Source organism: Jannaschia sp. R86511 (assembly GCF_042466345.1).
In the GTDB taxonomy this organism is placed as follows: domain Bacteria; phylum Actinomycetota; class Actinomycetes; order Actinomycetales; family JBBAYJ01; genus Aquipuribacter.
Genome location: NZ_JAXHCD010000001.1, coordinates 4,033,891 through 4,052,754, shown reverse-complemented (window position 1 = coordinate 4,052,754; position 18,864 = coordinate 4,033,891). Strand labels below are relative to the sequence as shown.

Annotated in this window: 16 protein-coding genes and 1 other RNA gene; 13 read left to right on the top strand and 4 right to left on the bottom strand. The window is 73.4% G+C overall.

What is annotated here, in order from left to right; translation table 11 throughout:
• Positions 1 to 640: 640 nt before the first annotated feature.
• From SJY06_RS18915 to ssrA, 7 genes are all read left to right on the top strand, one after another.
• Positions 641 to 1,027, top strand: a complete 387-nt coding sequence (locus tag SJY06_RS18915) for a hypothetical protein (RefSeq protein ID WP_380169733.1) — start codon at positions 641 to 643, stop codon at positions 1,025 to 1,027.
• A 1,301-nt stretch (positions 1,028 to 2,328) separates the two neighbouring features.
• Positions 2,329 to 3,018, top strand: a complete 690-nt coding sequence (gene ftsE / locus SJY06_RS18910) for a cell division ATP-binding protein FtsE (protein ID WP_380169082.1) — start codon at positions 2,329 to 2,331, stop codon at positions 3,016 to 3,018.
• Entirely contained in the window at positions 3,015 to 3,929 is a 915-nt protein-coding gene (ftsX, locus tag SJY06_RS18905) for a permease-like cell division protein FtsX (RefSeq protein WP_380169081.1), read from the top strand. Before ftsE ends, ftsX begins: the two co-directional genes overlap by 4 nt.
• 67 nt (positions 3,930 to 3,996) lie before the next feature.
• Positions 3,997 to 5,436: a peptidoglycan DD-metalloendopeptidase family protein gene (locus SJY06_RS18900; protein WP_380169080.1), complete on the top strand. Its 1,440-nt coding sequence runs from the start codon at positions 3,997 to 3,999 to the stop codon at positions 5,434 to 5,436.
• Positions 5,437 to 5,541: 105 nt separating this feature from the next.
• A complete protein-coding gene (gene smpB, locus SJY06_RS18895; RefSeq protein ID WP_380169079.1) occupies positions 5,542 to 6,018 on the top strand; it encodes an SsrA-binding protein SmpB in 477 nt (158 codons plus the stop codon).
• An 87-nt stretch (positions 6,019 to 6,105) separates the two neighbouring features.
• Positions 6,106 to 8,289 carry a hypothetical protein gene (locus SJY06_RS18890; protein ID WP_380169078.1) on the top strand — a complete coding sequence of 728 codons (2,184 nt, stop codon included), beginning with the start codon at positions 6,106 to 6,108 and terminating at the stop codon, positions 8,287 to 8,289.
• Positions 8,290 to 8,373: 84 nt separating this feature from the next.
• Positions 8,374 to 8,745, top strand: a transfer-messenger RNA (tmRNA) gene (gene ssrA / locus SJY06_RS18885).
• A 73-nt stretch (positions 8,746 to 8,818) separates the two neighbouring features.
• On the opposite strand, the gene SJY06_RS18880 is transcribed toward ssrA, so the two are convergent.
• Entirely contained in the window at positions 8,819 to 9,487 is a 669-nt protein-coding gene (locus SJY06_RS18880) for a DUF305 domain-containing protein (RefSeq protein ID WP_380169077.1), read from the bottom strand.
• A gap of 261 nt (positions 9,488 to 9,748) precedes the next feature.
• Between SJY06_RS18880 and SJY06_RS18875 the strand changes: the two genes are divergently transcribed.
• Positions 9,749 to 11,155 carry an LVIVD repeat-containing protein gene (locus SJY06_RS18875; RefSeq protein ID WP_380169076.1) on the top strand — a complete coding sequence of 469 codons (1,407 nt, stop codon included), beginning with the start codon at positions 9,749 to 9,751 and terminating at the stop codon, positions 11,153 to 11,155.
• A 171-nt stretch (positions 11,156 to 11,326) separates the two neighbouring features.
• Here the strand turns inward: SJY06_RS18875 and SJY06_RS18870 are convergent, their stop codons facing one another.
• Positions 11,327 to 12,244 carry a RimK family alpha-L-glutamate ligase gene (locus SJY06_RS18870; RefSeq protein ID WP_380169075.1) on the bottom strand — a complete coding sequence of 306 codons (918 nt, stop codon included), beginning with the start codon at positions 12,242 to 12,244 and terminating at the stop codon, positions 11,327 to 11,329.
• A 101-nt stretch (positions 12,245 to 12,345) separates the two neighbouring features.
• On the opposite strand from SJY06_RS18870, the gene SJY06_RS18865 reads away from it, so the two are divergent.
• Positions 12,346 to 13,263, top strand: a complete 918-nt coding sequence (locus SJY06_RS18865; protein ID WP_380169074.1) for a ribokinase — start codon at positions 12,346 to 12,348, stop codon at positions 13,261 to 13,263.
• Positions 13,264 to 13,344: 81 nt separating this feature from the next.
• Here the strand turns inward: SJY06_RS18865 and SJY06_RS18860 are convergent, their stop codons facing one another.
• The gene (locus SJY06_RS18860; RefSeq protein WP_380169073.1) at positions 13,345 to 13,596 is read right to left on the bottom strand and encodes a hypothetical protein; all 252 of its coding nucleotides are present in this window, start codon (positions 13,594 to 13,596) and stop codon (positions 13,345 to 13,347) included.
• A gap of 152 nt (positions 13,597 to 13,748) precedes the next feature.
• On the opposite strand from SJY06_RS18860, the gene SJY06_RS18855 reads away from it, so the two are divergent.
• Together SJY06_RS18855 and SJY06_RS18850 are read left to right on the top strand one after the other, a co-directional pair.
• Complete coding sequence (locus tag SJY06_RS18855; protein WP_380169072.1) at positions 13,749 to 15,143, top strand: NAD-dependent malic enzyme; 1,395 nt, start codon at positions 13,749 to 13,751, stop codon at positions 15,141 to 15,143.
• Positions 15,140 to 15,739 carry a YqgE/AlgH family protein gene (locus SJY06_RS18850; RefSeq protein WP_380169071.1) on the top strand — a complete coding sequence of 200 codons (600 nt, stop codon included), beginning with the start codon at positions 15,140 to 15,142 and terminating at the stop codon, positions 15,737 to 15,739. Before SJY06_RS18855 ends, SJY06_RS18850 begins: the two co-directional genes overlap by 4 nt.
• Positions 15,740 to 15,748: 9 nt before the next feature.
• Here SJY06_RS18850 and SJY06_RS18845 read toward each other — a convergent pair whose 3' ends face one another.
• A complete protein-coding gene (locus SJY06_RS18845; RefSeq protein ID WP_380169070.1) occupies positions 15,749 to 16,609 on the bottom strand; it encodes a hypothetical protein in 861 nt (286 codons plus the stop codon).
• A 91-nt stretch (positions 16,610 to 16,700) separates the two neighbouring features.
• On the opposite strand from SJY06_RS18845, the gene SJY06_RS18840 reads away from it, so the two are divergent.
• Positions 16,701 to 17,048, top strand: a complete 348-nt coding sequence (locus SJY06_RS18840) for a DUF3039 domain-containing protein (protein WP_380169069.1) — start codon at positions 16,701 to 16,703, stop codon at positions 17,046 to 17,048.
• 2 nt (positions 17,049 to 17,050) lie between these two features.
• Entirely contained in the window at positions 17,051 to 18,859 is a 1,809-nt protein-coding gene (locus tag SJY06_RS18835; RefSeq protein ID WP_380169068.1) for a DEAD/DEAH box helicase, read from the top strand.
• Positions 18,860 to 18,864: the final 5 nt, after the last annotated feature.

The following is an 18,864-nucleotide window of genomic DNA, read 5'->3' as shown; positions in this document are numbered from 1 at the left end:
CCCGGGGAGCGGGCCGTCGGTGGCTGTGGCGCCTGTCGGTGTCGGCCCCGTCACCGTGCGGGGACCCGCTGGTTCTCGACGTCTCCTGGGCGGAATCTCGTCACGCACCGTCAGATCGCGTCGCGGTGAGTCCCGGCGTCACCGGTTGTCATCAACCGTTCGGACGATATTGCCCACAGACCGTGGACCGGACCCGTCTGTGTGACCACGTTCGGGGTAGTTTCGCCTCCGGGACACACGGAGGGTCACGAGTCAGGCCGTCCGTGACCGTCTGACAACCACCTCAAGCGGACGGAAGCGACGGAATGATCACAACGCTACGCATCGGACGGCGACTGCGCCGTGCCATCGGCGTCACGACGGGGACGGTGCTCGTCGCCGGCCTGTCCGTGGTCGCCGGTGCACCGGGCGCTCTCGCCAGCGGCGATGACGGCTCGGACTCGAACGAGACCTGTGCCTCGCTCGGGTACACGCAGGTCGACAAGAAGTCCGGGAGCTACGACTTCGGTCGCCTCAAGGCGACTCGGGAAAAGCTCGAGTACTACGTCGACGCGGACTGGACCGTCGACCTGTGCGTGTCCGACGGTGAGGGCGAGCCGGTCCGGGCCATGGCTACCGGTGACGGTGCGCTGGAGGTGTCATCGCGCGTCAAGCACTTCGGGTACCGGGACGCCGTCTACACCGACCCGGCCAGCGAGGAGCCGTCGGAGGAGCCCAGCACGGACCCGACCGAACCGTCGACGGACCCGACCGAACCGTCGACGGAGCCGACCGAGCCGTCGACGGAGCCGACCGAGCCGTCGACGGAGCCGACCGAGCCGTCGACGGAGCCGACCGAGCCGTCGACGGAGCCGACCGAGCCGTCGACGGAGCCGACCGAGCCGTCGACGGAGCCGACCGAGCCGTCGACGGAGCCGACCGAGCCGTCGACGGAGCCGACCGAGCCGTCGACGGAGCCGACCGAGCCGTCCACGGAGCCCACCGACCCCGGCACCGAGCCCGCGGCCTTCTGCCCCGGCATCGATGACGACGTCGACTACAGGACGCTGTTCGACTACGAGTACTACGCCGCCGGGGACGTCCTGCTCGGGTCCACCGACGACTGGAACCGCCAGCTGAGCGTCGAGTGGCTGAACCGGCCCGTCCCGGCCCCCATCAGCTCGATGATGGTCCGTGCGGTCGTCACGCTGAAGGACGGCGTCGACATCACCCGGGGCGACTGCTCGTACGACTTCTCCCTGGCTTCCTACGAGGCCCAGGGTTCGACGTTCTCGACCTCCGGCCAGCAGGTCTTCATCGACCACGACACCGACACCGTGACGGCCGACGACACCTCCATCACGCTGGACGTCGAGCCGGCCGAGTGCTTCGGCCAGTCCGACCTGTACAAGACCGACAAGGTCTACGACGGTGACGAGACGCCGCGTGGTCCCGGCTACGCGCCCATCAACATCGACGGCAACATGATCGCCAACTGGATGGGTGGCACGGGCTGCGAGCCCACCGACCCCGGCACCGAGGAGCCGAGCGAGGAGCCTTCCGAGGGGCCGAGCGAGGAGCCTTCCGAGGGGCCGAGCGAGGAGCCTTCCGAGGGGCCGAGCGAGACGCCTACGGACCCGGGCACGACGGAGCCCTCCGAGCCCGGCACGACCGAGCCGACCGAGCCCGCGGCCGGTGACGACCTGGTCTTCGCCGCAGCCCTGGCCACGTGCGACGACGAGTCGCTCCTGGTCGGTCTCGCTCTCGTCAACGACAGCGACGCCGACGTGCCGTTCGCAGTCGTCGTGGACGGTGAGGACGAGGTGGTCGTCGTCCCCGGGGGTACCGAGGAGGTGAGTGAGTACGAGGTCGGTCTGGACGAGGTGCTCACCGTGCAGGTGTCGGTCGGAGGCGAGGTGCTCGTCGACGAGTCCTTCGACAGTGGCGACTGCACAGACGCCAACGACGACACGGACCCGACCGCCACCGCCACCACCCCGGCGGCCGGTGGCCCGACCACCCCGGGCACCCAGCCGCGGGTCCTCGCCCGCACCGGTGCGGAGACCTGGACCATCGCCCTGGTCGCGGCGCTGTTCCTCGCCGCCGGCGGCGCCCTGGTGGCCCTCGGCAGCAACGCGCCGCGGGGTCGCCGTCAGGCCTGACCCGGTCTGACCAGCACTGACACGCACCACCGGGAGCCCGTCACCGCCACCGCGGTGACGGGCTCCCGTCGTCGGCGCACCGGTTCGGTGGTCCCCTCCTCGCAGGCGACGGGCTTACCATCGACAGTCGGTCCGGAGGCCTCCGCGCCAACCGACCACCGTCCTGTCCCCGACCCCTGGGTGTGCCGTGATCCGGTTCGACAACGTCACCAAGGTCTACAAGGCCAAGCAGCGCGCTGCGCTGGACAACGTGTCGGTCAACATCGACCGCGGCGAGTTCGTCTTCCTCGTCGGGGCCTCCGGCTCCGGCAAGTCCAGCTTCCTCCGGCTGTGCCTGAAGGAGGAGAAGGCCAACTCCGGCACCGTCCACGTGGCCGGCCGTGACCTGGCCCGGCTCGCGTCCTGGAAGGTGCCGCGCTTCCGTCGGCAGATGGGCGTCGTGTTCCAGGACTTCCGGCTGCTGCCCAACAAGTCCGCCGGGGAGAACATCGCCTTCGCGCTGCAGGTGATCGGCAAGCCCAAGCACGTCATCGACCGCACCGTGCCCGAGGTGCTGCAGCTGGTCGGCCTCGACGGCAAGGCCGACCGCCGTCCCGACGAGCTGTCCGGCGGGGAGCAGCAGCGGGTCGCCATCGCCCGGGCGTTCGTCAACCGGCCGGCGATCCTGCTGGCCGACGAGCCCACCGGGAACCTCGACCCCACCACCAGCGTCGGGATCATGAAGCTGCTCGACCGGATCAACAAGACCGGGACGACCGTGGTCATGGCCACCCACGACGACGAGATGGTCGACCAGATGCGCAAGCGCGTCATCCAGCTCGAGGAGGGCGTGATCATCCGCGACCAGGCGCGCGGCGTCTACGGGAGCGCCTCATGAGGGCGCAGTTCGTCCTGACCGAGATCGGCGTCGGGCTGTGGCGCAACCTGTCCATCACCATCTCGGTGATCATCGTGACCGCCGTGTCGCTGTTCTTCCTGGGCAGCGGGCTGCTGTTCCAGCGGCAGGTCAACGAGCTGCGCACCCTGCTCTACAACGAGGTCCAGGTGTCGGTCTTCCTCTGCGGTGCGGAGAGCACCGCCGTGTCCTGCGCCGACGGCGAGGTGACCCAGGAGCAGCGCGACGCCATCGTGGCCGAGCTCACCGACGGCGAGGTCGCGCCGCTGGTGCAGGAGTACACGTACGAGTCCAAGGAGGAGGCGTACGAGCGCTTCCTCGAGCAGTTCGAGGACTCGCCCATCACCGAGAACATCACCGCCGACCAGCTGCCGGAGTCCTTCCGGATCCAGCTCGTCGACCCCGAGCAGTCCGACGTCGTCGCCTCGAGGTTCGAGGGGCAGCTGGGGGTGGAGTCCGTCGACGACCAGCGGGAGCTGTTCCAGGGCCTGTTCCGCTTCCTGAACGGGGCCACCGCGTTCGCCTGGTTCTTCGCCGGGATCATGCTGGTCGCGGCCACGCTGCTCGTGGCCACCACCATCCGGCTGGCCGCGTTCAACCGCAGACGCGAGATCGGCATCATGCGGCTGGTCGGCGCCAGCAAGTTCTTCATCCAGCTGCCGTTCATGCTGGAGGGGATCTTCGCCGCGACGATCGGGGCGGTGCTGGCCAGCGGGTTCCTCGTCGGGTTCACCCGGGTCTTCGTGCAGGACTACGTCGGCGGGCAGTTCAACATCGGGGGCCTGGTGGGCACCGGCGACGCCCTGCTCGTGGTGCCGATCCTGCTCCTGGTCGGCATCCTCCTGGCGGGCGTGTCCTCCCTCATAACCCTCGAGCGGTACCTCAGGGTGTAGAACAGGCGTGTCCGTGCCGACAACTCGTGCGGCCGGGTCACCCGTCCGTACAACCAGGAGGTCCTCAGTGCTGCGCACCATGGTCGCTGCCGGCAGTGCCGTGCTGCTCGGGCTGGCCGTCCTGGTCCCCACCGGGCTCCCGGCCTCGGCCAGCCCGGACCGGGAGGACGTGGAGGAGCGCCAGGAGGAGGTCCAGGACGGCCTGGACGAGAGCCAGGCGGACCTCGAGCACGTCACCGGCGAGCTGGTGGCCGCCTCGCAGCGCCTGGCCGACCTGCAGGGCCAGCTGCCCGCTGCCCGCCAGGCCGTCGCGAGTGCCGAGGACGAGGCCGTGGCCGCCCGGGCCCGGGACGCCGAGCTGGCCGACGAGCTGGCCGCGGCCGAGGCCGCCGTGGTCGCCGCGGGCCTGCAGCTGGACGAGCGCACCACCGAGGCCGACTCGACGGAGCGCGTCGTCGCCGGCGTCGCCCGTGAGGTGTACCAGGGCTCCGGCTTCACCCCGCTGACGATCCTCGTCGAGGCGGAGTCCGCCCGGGAGTACGCCGACATGGTGTCCTTCGCCGGCATCGCCCGACGCAGCCAGGAGCAGGCCCTGTCCCGCCTGCGGGTGCAGCAGTCCGACATCCGCAACGCCGAGGCCCGGCTGGAGGCCGAGCGGGTCCGCGTCGACGACCTCAAGGCGCTGGCCGCCGAGCAGGTGCTCGTCACCGAGGCCGCCGAGGCCGCCGCCCGTGACGCGCAGGCCGAGCTGGAGACCCTGGTCGCGGCCGAGGACCAGGCCGTGGCCGAGTTCGAGGCGGCCAAGGTCGCCGAGGAGACCGAGATCGCCGCGCTCGAGGCGGAGAGCCAGGAGCTCGAGCAGCAGCTGGCCGCCATCGCCGAGGCCGAGCGGCAGGCGGAGCTGGAGCGGCAGGCGGAGCTGGAGCGCCAGCGCCAGGCCGAGATCGAGCGGCAGCGCCGGGCGGAGGCCGAGGCCGAGGCCGCGCGCCAGGCCGAGCTGGAGCGCGAGCGCGAGCGGGCCGAGCGCGAGAACCGCCCCGCCCCGCGCGACCCGGGCCCCGCGCCGGCCCCCGCCCCGCCCCCGCCGGTCTCGGCGCCGGCCCCGCCGTCCAGCGGCAGCTACCTGTCCGCGCCGGTCAACGCCCGCATCTCCTCGCAGTTCGGCTACCGGATCCACCCGATCCTCGGCTACCGCAAGCTGCACTCCGGGACCGACTTCGCCGCCGCGTGCGGCACGCCGGTCCGGGCCGCGGCCGACGGCCGGGTGGTCTCGGCGGGCTGGGGCGGCGGCTACGGCAACCTGATCGTCGTCGCCCACGGCAACGTCGGCGGCAACTCCCTGGCCACGGCCTACGCCCACCTGAGCCGGTACGAGGTGCGTGGTGGCAACGTCAGCCGCGGCGACGTCATCGGCTACATCGGCACGACCGGGTCCTCGACGGGCTGCCACCTGCACTTCGAGACCCGCCGCAACGGCACGGCCGTCGACCCCATGGGCTACCTGTAGGTCCTGCCTGCAGGTCTTGCCTGTAGGTCCTGCCGGTTGGTCCGCCGGGTCGGGACGCACGACAACCCGGTCGAGACCCGACCCCTGGTCGGGCACACTGGTCGGATGCCCAGAGAGCTGGGGCGCACCGTCGTCGCCTCCAACCGCAAAGCCCGTCACGACTACGCGATCGAGGACACCTTCGAGGCCGGCATGGTCCTGTGGGGCACCGAGGTCAAGTCGCTGCGGGCCGGTCGGGCGTCCCTGGTGGACGGCTACGCCACCGTCGAGGACGGCGAGGTGTGGCTCGAGGGGGTCCACATCCCCGAGTACACGCAGGGCACGTGGACCAACCACGCGGCGCGTCGGCGGCGCAAGCTGCTGCTGCACCGGCGGGAGATCGAGAAGCTGATGGGCGCCCTGTCGGGCACCGGGCTGACGGTCGTGCCGCTGCAGCTGTACTTCAAGGACGGCAAGGCCAAGGTCGAGATCGGCGTGGCCAAGGGCAAGAAGGCCTACGACAAGCGGCAGACCCTGCGGGAGCGGCAGGACCGGCGCGAGACCGAGCGGGCGGTCAGCGCCGTCCGGCGCCGCGAGACCTGAGACCGGGAATCCGGGACCCGGGACAGGGACCGGTTCGCTCGCGCGACCGGCTGCGGTCCACGGGCGGGGTGGGGGAGACTCGCGGGCGTGGACCTGACCCCCGAGCCGGCCGACGTCACGCCCGAGAGGCGCGGCGCCGCCCCCCGCTCACCGGGCCCGGGCGGGGGTGAGCTGCTCACCTTCGACGTGTTCGAGACCGTCCTGGTCCGGGCGGTGACCCCGCCGGAGGCGGTGTTCCAGGTCGTCGGTCGGCGCGCGACGTCTGAGGGCGTGCTGACCTGCTCGCCGCAGGCCTTCACCCGGGCCCGGGTGTGGGCCGAGATGCGCGCGCTGCGCTGGCACCAGGGCGGGGCCAACCTCGAGCACATCCACGCCGAGCTGGCGGCCTCCCTGCTGCTCGACGCCGGGGCGAGCGCGCGGCTGGCGGAGCTCGAGCTGGCGGTGGAGGCCGAGCTGCTGCGGCCCGTCCCGACGGCCCGGCCGCTGGTCGCGCAGGCGCGGGCCCGGGCCGGTCGGGTGGTGTGGGTCAGCGACATGTACCTGCCCGCGGTGTTCATCGAGGAGCAGCTGCGGCGCCACGGCTTCTGGGGCCCCGGCGACGTGCTGTACGTCTCGCACAGCCACGGGCACACCAAACGCAGCGGCTCGCTGTTCCGGACGGTGGCCGACACCGAGGGCGTCCCGGTGACCGCGATCCGGCACCACGGCAACGACAACCGCTCCGACGTGCGCGGGGCCGCGGCCGCGGGGGCCACGGGCGTGCTGCTGCCGGTGGCCAACCCCAACCGGTACGAGCAGGCCCTGCAGCGCCACCGCGACTCCACCGACGGCCTGACCGCCGCCATGGCGGGCGCCTCCCGGCTGGCCCGGCTGCAGGTGGCGCCGACCGGCGAGCACGAGCAGGCGCTGGTGGACGTGGCCGCCGGGGTCATGTCGCCGCTGCTCACGTCCTTCGTCACCTGGATCCTGCGTCGCTGCCAGGCCGCGGGGCTGCGCCGGGTGTACTTCGTCGCCCGGGACGGGCAGGTGCTGCTGCGCATCGCCGAACGGCTGGCGCCCCGCCTCGGCATCGACGTCGAGCTGCGCTACCTGTACGCCAGCCGGCTGGTGTGGAACCGCGTGGTGGCCAGCCCGTCGCGGCACCCGCAGGTCTGGCACAGCCTGATCGGCCTGTCGTCGGACGGGGTCGGCAACCGCGACATCCTCGAGCGGTGCGGGCTGGCGCCGGAGGTCGTCGACCGGCTGGTCGCGGACTCCGGTGCGGGGGCCGAGGTCTGGGCCTCCACCCAGGACCGCGACGTGCTCAACCGCACCCTGGCGCAGATCGACGCGGACGGGACCCTGGCCGAGGCCGCGGCCCGCAACAAGGCGGTCGTCCTGCAGTACCTCGAGGAGCAGGGGCTGCTGGACGGCACCCCGCACGCGTTCGTCGACGTCGGGTGGCGGGGCACCCAGCACGACGTGCTGCTGGAGCTGCAGCAGGAGCGGGGCACCGAGACCGCGCGGGGGTTGTTCTTCGGCCTGGACGACAGCGTCAGCCCGTGGGGCGGGCACCGCGAGGCCTACTTCTTCGACTCCCGCGACTCCCGCACCGAGGTGCGCAGCCCGTTGGTCCCCGTGGCCGGGGCCGCCTATCTGCCGACCGCCCTGGGCCCGCAGGGCCAGTTCCTCGGCATCGCCCAGTTCGCCCTGGTCGAGATCTTCTGCTCGGGGGACCACGGCACCCTGACCGACTACGAGGTCACCCCCGACGGGGTCCGGCCCGTCCTGACCGAGGGCCGCGCCGAGGCGGTCGAGGCCTGGGGCCTGCCGCTGGTGTGGCGCACCGTCGACGCCTACGTCGACCACCTGCCGGTGGACGCCGACGACCCCTACCTGCACGTGGACGTCCACACGGCCCTGACGGCGGTCATGGGGCTGTTCTGGGAGTGGCCCACCGACCGGGAGGCCCGGGCCTGGGCCTCGTTCCCGTGGGAGGTCGGCCAGGGACGGTTGCAGCGGATCGTCGACCTGGCCGGCCCCTTCCGGCTGGCCGGGCTCGCGGCGGAGGTCGCCCGCGCCGCGCCGTCGGTGCGCCGCTCGAAGCACGCGGTCCGGGTCGCCCGCCGCACGGAGTGGGTCGCGGCGTCGATGTCCCTCAGCCCGCTGCCCGCCCGGGCGCTGCTCCGCCCCCGGGCGACGCTGCGCGACGGCCTGGGCCGGGTGGTCCACCGGCTCCGCGCGGTGCTCGACCGGCTGCCGCGGGTCCGCCGGGCCCTGGGCGGGTCGTGAGACAGGTGGTCGAGCCGCAAGGTGCTCGCACCGGAACAAACCGCTGGCCGCGGTCGCTACACTGGCGAAGTTGATAACTCCACAGGGGGTGACAGGTTTCGACGGCGGTTGTCGCGCCAGGAGAAGCGGGTCGAGAAGCACAGGTCATCTCGTAAACGTTCCTGTGAAACCAATAGCTGCCGATTCCAAGCGCAGCGACTTCTCCCTCGCCGCCTGAGCGAGGACTAGCAGAGGTCCGTCGGCCCGGGGATGCTCCTGCCCCGGGTACCGGCGTCGACTAAGGAGCCACTGGGTCGGTCCCGTGTCACGGGGGGCCGTCCGACATCTTCGTGACTGAGCCCGTCAGCGACTTGCTTGCGTGATCGCTGGGGCCGAGAAAATCAGCAGCAAGCTGCACCCGGAGAAGTCCTGGTCGTTCACCGTCGGACGCGGGTTCGATTCCCGCCACCTCCACCCTGTACGACGAAGGCCCGTCCCCCGCCGGGGGACGGGCCTTCGTCGCGCCCGGGCGGCGGTCACGGGGCGGCGGTCACAGGTCGGCGAGCAGCTCCTGCATGATCTCGATCTCGGCGCCCTGCGAGGCGATGGTGCCGTCGACCATGTCGGCGACGATCGGGTGCTGGGCGCCCGCCGCCTGCTCGGCCATGTCGATGGCCCCCTCGTGGTGCGCGGTCATCAGCTCCAGGAACAGCCGGTCGAACTCGGCGCCGCTGGCGGACTCCAGCTCGAACAGCTGCTCCGGGGTGGCCATGCCGCGCATGTCCTCGTGGGAGTCGTGGCCCGCCTCCGGGTCCGCCTCCGGCAGCCCCTGCGCGCTCAGCCAGGCCTGCATGGTGGCGATCTCGGGGCCCTGGCCCAGCGAGATGCGCTCGGCCAGTCCGAGCACCCTCTCGTCCCCGGCCCGCCCCGGCGCCAGGTCGGCCATCACCAGGGCCTGGGTGTGGTGCGGGACCATGTTGCTCACGAAGACGACCTCGTCCTCGCCGTAGGCGCCGGGGTTGGCCATCGACCCGCTCTCACCGGGGTCGATGACCTCGGCGGACTCCCCGGGGGCGCCGGGCACGAGGACGGGGACGTCACCGGCCGTGAACGTCGTGGTCGGGTCCGGCCGCGCGACGTCGGAACCCGCCTCGGCGGCGCACCCGGTCAGGGTGAGGGCGACGCCGAGGCCCAGCAGCGGGGCGGTCCAGTGGCGCACAGGAGTCCTCCGGGTCGGCCGTCCGGGCCAGGTCGGCCCGGGTGGGTGGTGCCCTGGAGGCTACGTCAGCGGCAGGCGGGGCAGAGGTGCGGGAAACGTCCACGACACATTCTTGACCCGAACGTTCGGATCGTTATTGATCCGTTATCCAGTTTTACTGGGCGTCACGACTCGTGACGACAAGGCTGCTTGGATCCCGGATCGACCGCCGCCCGGCGTGCTCCACCGCCCGGCGGCACCCCTCAAGGAGGCAGACAGCCCATGACAGGTGCCAACAGAACCCGCGCGCTGCGCGCGGCCGCGATCGGCGCGGCGGCGGCCTTGGTGGCGGGCCTCGGCGTCGCGGCCGCCGCCGGCCCGGCCTCGGCCAGCTCGACCGACGACATGCTGGTCTCGGGCGAGACCGCCAGCAGCAGCAACATGCGGCTGCTCCAGAACCTGCCCAAGCGTGGGGCCTTCGAGCCCGTCGGCGCGTTCAACAGCGACCTGGCCTTCCAGGGCGACTACGCCTTCGCCGGCAACTACAACGGCTTCACGGTCTACGACATCAAGAACCCCCGCAGGACCAAGGAGGTCGTGCAGGTCGTCTGCCCCGGCTCCCAGAACGACATCACCGTCCAGGGCGACCTGATGTTCCTGTCCGTGGACTCGCGCCGCACCGACGACACCTGCAACAGCGGTGCCGCCACCGGCGCGCAGTCCGCCTCGGGCGACTACTGGGAGGGCATCCGGATCTTCGACATCAGCAACCCGGCCGCCCCGGTCTACCTGAAGTCCGTCGAGACCAACTGCGGCTCGCACACCCACACCCTGGTGCCGACCGACGACGGCGAGACGATCTACGTCTACGTCTCCTCCTACAGCCCGTCGGTGAACGTGGCGCGCTGCCAGCCGCCGCACGACGCGATCTCGATCGTCGAGGTGCCCGTCGACGAGCCGACCGCCGCCGAGGTCGTCTCCGTGCCGGTCCTCTTCCCCGAGGGCGGGCTCATCGAGCGCACCCAGGGCTGCCACGACATCACCGCCTACCCCGAGAAGGACCTCGCGGCCGGTGCGTGCATGGGTGAGGGCGTCATCATGGACATCAGCGACCCGGTGAACCCCGTGGTCCTGGACCGCGTCGCCGACACCGAGAACTTCGCCTTCTGGCACTCGGCCACGTTCAACAACGACGCCACCTCGGTCGTCTTCACCGACGAGCTCGGCGGCGGCGGCGGCGCGACCTGCAACCCGACCGTCGGCCCGAACAAGGGCGCCAACGCGATCTTCGAGCTCGCCGAGGACGGCACGATGGACTTCGCCAGCTACTACAAGATCCCCCGTGAGCAGGCCTCGACCGAGAACTGCGTCGCCCACAACGGCTCGCTCATCCCGACCCGCGGCACCGACGTGATGGTCCAGGCCTGGTACCAGGGCGGCATCTCGCTGTACGACTTCACCGACCCGGCCAACCCGACCGAGTTCGCCTGGTTCGACCGCGGTCCCGTCTCCGACGCCTCGCTGGTGCTCGGCGGCTCCTGGTCGGCGTACTACTACGACGGCTACATCTTCTCCAACGACATCCAGCAGGGCTTCGACGTGTTCGAGGTCCGCGACCGCCGCGTGGCCAGCGCCAAGGCCGGCAAGTACGCGGAGGACTTCAACCCCCAGACGCAGCCCTCCTTCTGAGGTCCGCGCCTGAGCGGCTGAACCGCTCCTGAACCCGGGAAGGCCCGGTCCCCCACGCGGGGGACCGGGCCTTCCGTCCGTCGGGGCGCGTATCGCCGGGACCCGTGAGCGCTCCTGGGGCGGACCCTCGGGAGGAGCCGACGATGTACTTCTAGGACCGACGACCGCCCATCACAACGAACCCAGGTACCGCGCGATCTCCCGGGGGCCGCTCGCCGGCGCGACCGCCTCGACGTCGGGGTTGTAGTTGGTGTTGGTGTTCACGTCGTAGGTGACGACGCGCCCGTCCGCCGTCTCGATGTACTCGATGCCGGCGACCTCGACCCCGGTCCGGGCCAGGAACTCCTCGTAGCCCGCCAGGGCGGGCGGCACGTGGCCCTCGCGCAGCCGGAACAGCGGGGCGCCGTCGACCCCGCAGGCGTCGGCCGGGCACAGCTCGAAGCCCTGCGCCGTCGAGGCCGCCAGCGCGTACAGGAACCGGCCGCCGACGAACTCGGCGCGGGTGACGAACGGCTCGGCGGGGGCGACGTACTCCTGGACCAGGGCCACGCCGTCGACCGGCTCCAGCCAGGCGGGTGAGGCGAGGTGGCGCTCCAGGGCGGCCAGGTCGTCGAAGCGCTGCACGCCCAGGCCCTTGCCGCCCTGGTTGTGCTTGGTGACCATCGACGTGACGCCGTCGGCCCGCAGCCGCCGGGCGCCCTCGAGCACCTGCTCCGGCGAGAACGCCACCACGGTGCGGGGCGTGTCCAGACCGGCCGCCCGCAGCGCCGCGTCCTGGGCGACCTTGCTGACCTCGAGCTCCAGCACGGCCGAACCGTTCACCACCCGTCGGCCGTGCCCCTCCAGCCAGCGCAGCAGCGCGCGGGTGTGGGCGATCGAGCGGTCGTGGCCCCGGGTGTGGGCCGAGGCGCTCATCCGGGACCAGAACACGCCCGCCGGGGGCTCCTCGGCCAGGTCCAGCCCGGCGTCACCGGTCAGCAGCCACTGCTGGACGGGGACCCCTTCGGCGTCGAACGCTGCCGCGAACGGCGGCCACCAGTCCGGGTTCTCGTGGACGGCGTGCACGGTCGCGGCTCCGGAGGCGGTCACGTCGGGCGGCAACGACGTCCGCGGGCCCGCTGTTCCGCCGGGCCCGCCCGGCCTGGGGCCGTGACCTCGCTCGTCGCCCCGGCCGGTGGGAGACTCCGGTCGTGGGCCACGACGTGACCGTCATCGGCAGCGCCAACCTGGACGTGGTCGTGCTCGTGCCCGCTATCCCCGCCCCGGGCGAGACCGTGCTCGCGCGGGCCGACCCCGCCCGGCACGCGGGCGGCAAGGGCCTGAACCAGGCCGTGGCCAGCGCCCGGGCGGGGGCCCGCACCGGGTTCGTGGGGGCGGTCGGCGACGACCCCGCCGCCGACCTGCTGCTGCACGCGCTGCGCGAGGCGGGTGTGGCCGTCGACGCGGTGGTGCGCACGCCGGGCCGGCCCAGCGGCACCGCCCACGTGACGGTGCGCCCCGACGGCGAGAACGCCATCGTGGTGGTGGCCGGGGCCAACGCCGGCTGGTCCGGCCTGACCGTCGCGGCGCAGGCGGCCGTGGCCGCCGGCACGGTGCTGCTGGCCCAGCTGGAGGTGGACCCGGGGGCGGTCCTCGCCGCGGCCGCGCTGGCGCGGGAGCACGGGCGGCTGGTGCTGCTCAACGCCGCGCCGGCCCCGTCGGAGGGGACCGACCTGACCCCGCTGCTGGACCTGGTCGACCTGCTGGTGGTGAACGAGCACGAGGCCACCGCCCTGGCGGGGGTGGTCGACGGCGCCGCCGCCGCGCGGGCCCTCGCGGGCGGGCGCCGGTCCGTCGTGGTGACCCTGGGGGCGCGGGGGGCCCTGCTGGTGGACCGCACGGGCGCGGTCACCGCCGTGCCCGCCACGGCGGTCACGGCGGTGGACACCACGGGGGCGGGGGACGCCTTCGTCGGGACGCTGGCGGCGGCCACGGCGCTGGGGGAGCCCCTGCCCCTGGCGCTGCGCCGGGCGTGCGCGGCGGGTGCCCTGGCGGTGCAGGGCCACGGCGCCGTCCCGTCGCTGCCGACCCGGGTCGCGGTCGACGCGCTCCTGTCGCGCGCGGACTGACCCGGGCTCGCGGGTCGGCGGGTCGGCGGACTGACCCGGGCCGGCGGGTCGGTAGGTCGGTAGGTCGGCAGGTCGGCCGGGTCAGCCGTCGGTCTCGTCCTCGACGTCCTGCTCGATCTCGTCGCCCTCCTCGTCCACCCGCTCGTCGGCGTCGTCGACACCCTCTTCGACGTCGTCCCCGACGTCGTCGACGCCCTGCTCCACGTCCTGCTCGACGTCGTCGTCCACCACGTCGTCCCCGCAGCCGGCCAGGACCAGGGTCGCGGACAGGGCCAGCGCCCCCACCAGGGCGGGCGAGCGGCGGGCGGCGGTGCGGAGCGATCGGACGGACATGTGACCTCCAGGGGCGGGGCGGCCCGGGCGGCCACCGAGGCCCGAACGCTAGGCCGGACCCCCGACCGGCGCACGTCGGGCGGACCCCGGTGCCGCCCCGGACCGGGCGCGCCGCGGTGGACCGGGCCGTCCGGGCAGGCCAGGATCGGGCCATGGTCTCCGCGAGCGTGTCCCACTCCGTCACGATCCGCCTGGAGCTGCCGGCGCGCCCCACCGCCGTGAGCGAGCTGACCACGGTGATGGAGCAGGTGGGGGCCATCGTCACCGCGCTGGACGTCACCGCCTCGGGCGCCGACCGGCTGCAGGTCGACGTCACCGCCGCCACCCGGGGCGAGCAGCACGCCGACGAGCTGGCCGAGGCGCTGCAGCAGCTGCACGGCGTCGAGATCGGCAAGGTGTCCGACCGGGTGTTCCTCGCCCACCTGGGCGGCAAGCTCGAGATCCACTCCCGGGTGCCGCTGCGCAACCGTGACGACCTGTCGCTGGCCTACACCCCCGGGGTGGGACGCGTCAGCCAGGCCATCGCCGCCAACCCCGAGGACGCGCGCCGGCTCACCATCAAGCGCAACATGGTGGCCGTGGTCACCGACGGCTCGGCCGTGCTGGGCCTGGGCAACCTGGGCCCGCTCGCCGCGCTGCCCGTGATGGAGGGCAAGGCCGTCCTGTTCAAGCGGTTCGCCGACATCAACGCGTTCCCGATCTGCCTGGACACCCAGGACACCGAGGAGATCATCGCCGCGGTCAAGGCGATCGCCCCCGTGTTCGCGGGCATCAACCTCGAGGACATCGCCGCGCCGCGCTGCTTCGAGATCGAGCGCCGGCTGCGCGACGAGCTCGACATCCCCGTCTTCCACGACGACCAGCACGGCACGGCCATCGTCGTGGTGGCCGCCCTGACCAACGCCCTCAAGGTGGTCGGCAAGCAGATCGGCGACGTCCGCCTGGTCATGTCCGGCGCCGGGGCGGCGGGCACCGCGGTGCTCCGGCTGCTGGTGGCGGCGGGCCTGCGCGACGTGGTCGTGGTCGACGTGGACGGGATCATCCACCCCGACCGGCCCGGCCTGGCGCCGGAGCTGGCCTGGACGGCCGAGCACACCAACCCCCGGGGCCAGCAGGGCACGCTGCGCGACGCCCTGGCCGGGGCCGAGGTGTTCGTCGGTCTGTCGGCCGGCAACATCCTCACCGGCGCCGACATCGCCACCATGGGCACCGACGCGATCGTGTTCGCCCTCGCCAACCCCACCCCCGAGGTGGACCCGGCCGAGGCCAGCGAGCACGCGGCGGTGGTGGCCACCGGCCGCAGCGACTTCGCCAACCAGATCAACAACGTGCTGGCCTTCCCCGGGGTCTTCCGCGGCCTGATCGACGCCCGCACCAGCCGCGTCGACGAGGCCATGCTGCTGGCCGCCGCCCGGGCCCTGGCCGAGACCGTCCACCCCGACGAGCTCAACGCCACGTACATCGTGCCCAGCGTGTTCAACACCGAGTCGACGTCGGCGGTGGCGGCCGCGGTCGAGAAGGCCGCCCGGGGCGAGCCGGCACCGTGATCGGGCCCGGGTCGTTCGGGCCGTTCAGCGCCGCACCCACCCCGCGGCCGCGCGCGGGCGCCCTGCTGGTGGCGCACCCGTCCCTGCTGGACCCCAACTTCCGCGAGACGGTCGTGCTGCTGCTCAACCACTCCGACGAGGGGTCGCTGGGGCTCGTGCTCAACCGGCCGCTGGTCAGCGACGTCGGGGACGTGCTGCCCGCCTGGCAGGACCACGTCAGCGAGCCGCCGCACCTGTTCCAGGGCGGTCCCGTCGGGCTGGACTCCGCGATCGGGCTGGCCCGGCTGCCCGGGGACGACAGCGAGCCGCCCGGCCTGAAGCGGCTGACGGGCTCCCTCGCCGTGGTCGACCTGGACGCCCCGCCGGAGATCGTGGCCCCCGCCGCGGCCGGCCTGCGGGTCTACGCGGGGCACTCCGGGTGGGGCCCGGGCCAGCTGGAGGAGGAGCTCGACGACGACGCCTGGTTCGTCGTCGACGGCGAGGCCGGCGACGGGTTCCGCACCGACACCGACACCCTGTGGCGGGACGTGCTGCTGCGCCAGACCACCACGGTGGCCCTGGTCGCGACGTTCCGCCCCGACCCCGACGTCAACTGAGCGACGCGCTCAGACCAGGACGGCCTCACGGCGCCGGTGCAGCTCGACCGTCTCGCGCAGCGCGGCCGCGACGAACGGCGGCAGGCGCAGCCCGTCCCCGGCCAGGGTCAGCAGGTCCTGCGCCACCCGCTGCACCGGGCGCGCCAGCGCCTCGGGGTCGTCGGAGCCGACCAGGGCCACCGCCGTGGCCCCGAAGTCGGCCTGCCGCTGCGGCGTGGTCGCGCCCACGGGCCGGTAGGTCCGCAGCCGCACCAGGCGGGCCAGCTCCAGCTGCCAGCGGCTGAGGCGGTCGCGCTGCTCCACGGCGGCGCTGCGGTAGTAGGCGTAGTGCAGCGACTCCTGCGCCCGGATGGGCCGGACCGCCGTGGCCGCGAAGCCCGGCATGCCCAGCTGCAGCAGGCGCTCGCGCAGCTTGTCGTAGCCGACCGCCGTCAACCGCTCGTGCATCGCCCCGATGCTCAGGTACAGGAACAGCAGGGCCTCGTGGACGCCCGGCACGTGGCTCAGCACGCCGGCCACCTTCATGGTCCGGCCGATGTGGTTCAGCTCGGGCGTGGCCGGGGGCAGGCCCACCTCCTGCTGCATCCGGTCGAAGATCCAGCCGTGGGGCAGCTCCTGCTCCTCCCAGACCCGCACGAAGCGGCGGGTCCGGTCGTCGGCGTTCGGCAGCACCACCTGCAGCTCGAGCACGTTCCGCTCGACCTCGCGCTCGATCCGGGCGAAGTAGTCCAGCGCCGCGCCGAGCTCCACGCGGACCCGGTGCGGGTCCGGCGCGGTGAAGTCGACGGTGCCGAGGTCGATGGCCCCGTCGGCCTCGATCCGGTCCACGAGGGCGTCGATGTCGACGGGGCTGCCGGGGGACTGGGCCATGCCCGGGGTTCGTCGCCGGGCCCGCCCCGGATGGTGGACGGGGCCGGGTCGGTCTCCCGGTCACCCGTGCGGTCGACCTACACTGGCCCCCATGTCCGAGCCTCTCCCGCCCGCAGCGCCGAGCCCCCAGCCCAGCTCCTCCCCGGCGGGCACCGCGGTCATCGAGCAGGAGCGGGTCGTCGAGCCGGCCGAGCCGGGCGACCACGAGCGGTTCGCGCACTACGTCAAGAAGGACAAGATCGTCTCCAGCGCGGTCACGGGCGAGCCGCTGACCGCCCTGTGCGGCAAGGTCTGGATCCCCAGCCGGGACCCCAAGCGCTTCCCGGTCTGCCCCACCTGCAAGGAGATCTACGAGGGCCTGCGCCCCGGCAAGGACTCCGGCGACGGCTCGGGCGGCTCGGGCGGCTCGGGGTCCGGCGGCTCCGGCTCCGACGGCTGAGCGTGGGGACGCACCCACCCGAGCACCCCAGCACCGCCGCTGCCGCGCACCTCTCGCCCGCGTTCCCCGAACGCGCGGCCTGGGGCACTGCGGGTGCGCTGCGGGCGTGGCAGCACGAGGCCATCTCCACCTACCTGGAGCGGGGTCCGCGCGACTTCCTGACCTCGGCCACCCCGGGCGCGGGCAAGACGACGTTCGCGCTGCGGATCGCCACCGAGCTGCTGGCCCGGCGCACCGTGGAGCGCGTCATCGTGGTCTGCCCCACCGACCACCTCAAGACCCAGTGGGCCGACGCGGCCGCCCGGGTCGGCATCCGCCTGGACCCCACGTTCCGCAACTCCGACGCCGCCTACGCCGCCGGCTACGACGGGGTGGTGGTGACCTACGCCCAGGTCGGGCTCAAGCCCAGCGCGTTCGCGGGCCGCTGCGCGTCGCGGCGCACCCTGGTCGTGCTCGACGAGATCCACCACGCCGGTGACGCCCGCAGCTGGGGCGAGGGGGTGGCCACGGGCTTCGCCGACGCCGAGCGGCGCCTCGCCCTGACCGGGACGCCCTTCCGCTCCGACACCAACCCCATCCCGTTCGTCACCTACGTGGCCGAGCCCGACGGGTCCCGTCGCTCGCGGGCCGACCACTCCTACGGCTACGCGCAGGCGCTGGCCGACGGCGTGGTCCGCCCCGTGCTGTTCCTGGCCTACGCCGGGAACATGCGCTGGCGGACGCGCGCCGGCGACGAGGTGGCCGCGCGGCTGGGCGAGCCGCTGACCAAGGACCTCACGGCCCAGGCGCTGCGCACGGCGCTCGCCCCCACGGGGCAGTGGATCCCGGCCGTGCTCAAGGCCGCCGACCAGCGGCTGCGCGAGGTGCGCCGCACCGTGCCGGACGCCGGCGGGCTGGTCATCGCGACCGACCAGAAGTCGGCCCGGGCCTACGCGGGGACCCTGACCGAGATGACCGGCGAGCAGCCCGTCGTCGTGGTCTCCGACGACCCGGCCGCCTCACGCCGGATCGAGGAGTTCTCCGCCGCCGGGGCCGCGGGGCCGCGCTGGATGGTCGCGGTGCGCATGGTCAGCGAGGGCGTCGACGTCCCCCGGCTGTCGGTCGGGGTGTGGGCGACGACCACGGCCACGCCGCTGTTCTTCGCCCAGGCCGTCGGCCGGTTCGTCCGGGCCCGCCGCCGCGGCGAGACCGCGTCGATCTTCCTGCCCAGCGTCCCGCTGCTGCTCCGCTTCGCCGCCGACCTGGAGCTGGAGCGCGACCACGTGCTCGACAAGCCCCGCAACGGCGACGCCGACGACCTGTGGGGTCCGGAGGACGCCGAGCTGGCCGCAGCCAACGCCACCCGCTCCACCCCCGACGCCGACGAGCTGCCGTTCGAGGCGATCGAGTCCGACGCGGCGTTCGACCGCGCGGTCTACGACGGCGACGAGTTCTCCAACCACACCTCGTGGGCCGACGAGGAGGGCGCCGACGGCGAGCAGGCGCTGCTGGCCCTGCCCGGTCTCAGCGAGGCCGACGAGTACGGCGAGCGGCTGCGCCGTCGGCCGGCCCCGCGGGCCAGCGCCCCGCGCCAGCACGAGGCCGCCGCGGCGGTCGCGGTGACCGACCACCGGGCCCTGGCCGCGGCGCGCAAGGAGCTGTCGTCGCTGGTGGGCTCCTACGCCCGGCGCACCGGCAGCCCGCACGCGGTCGTGCACGCCAAGCTGCGCAGCTCCTGCGGCGGCCCGGCCGTGCCCGAGGCGGACCTGGGCCAGGTGCGCCAGCGGGTGGACACCGTGCGCCGCTGGCTGCTGACCGGCCGGACCGGCTGAGCCCG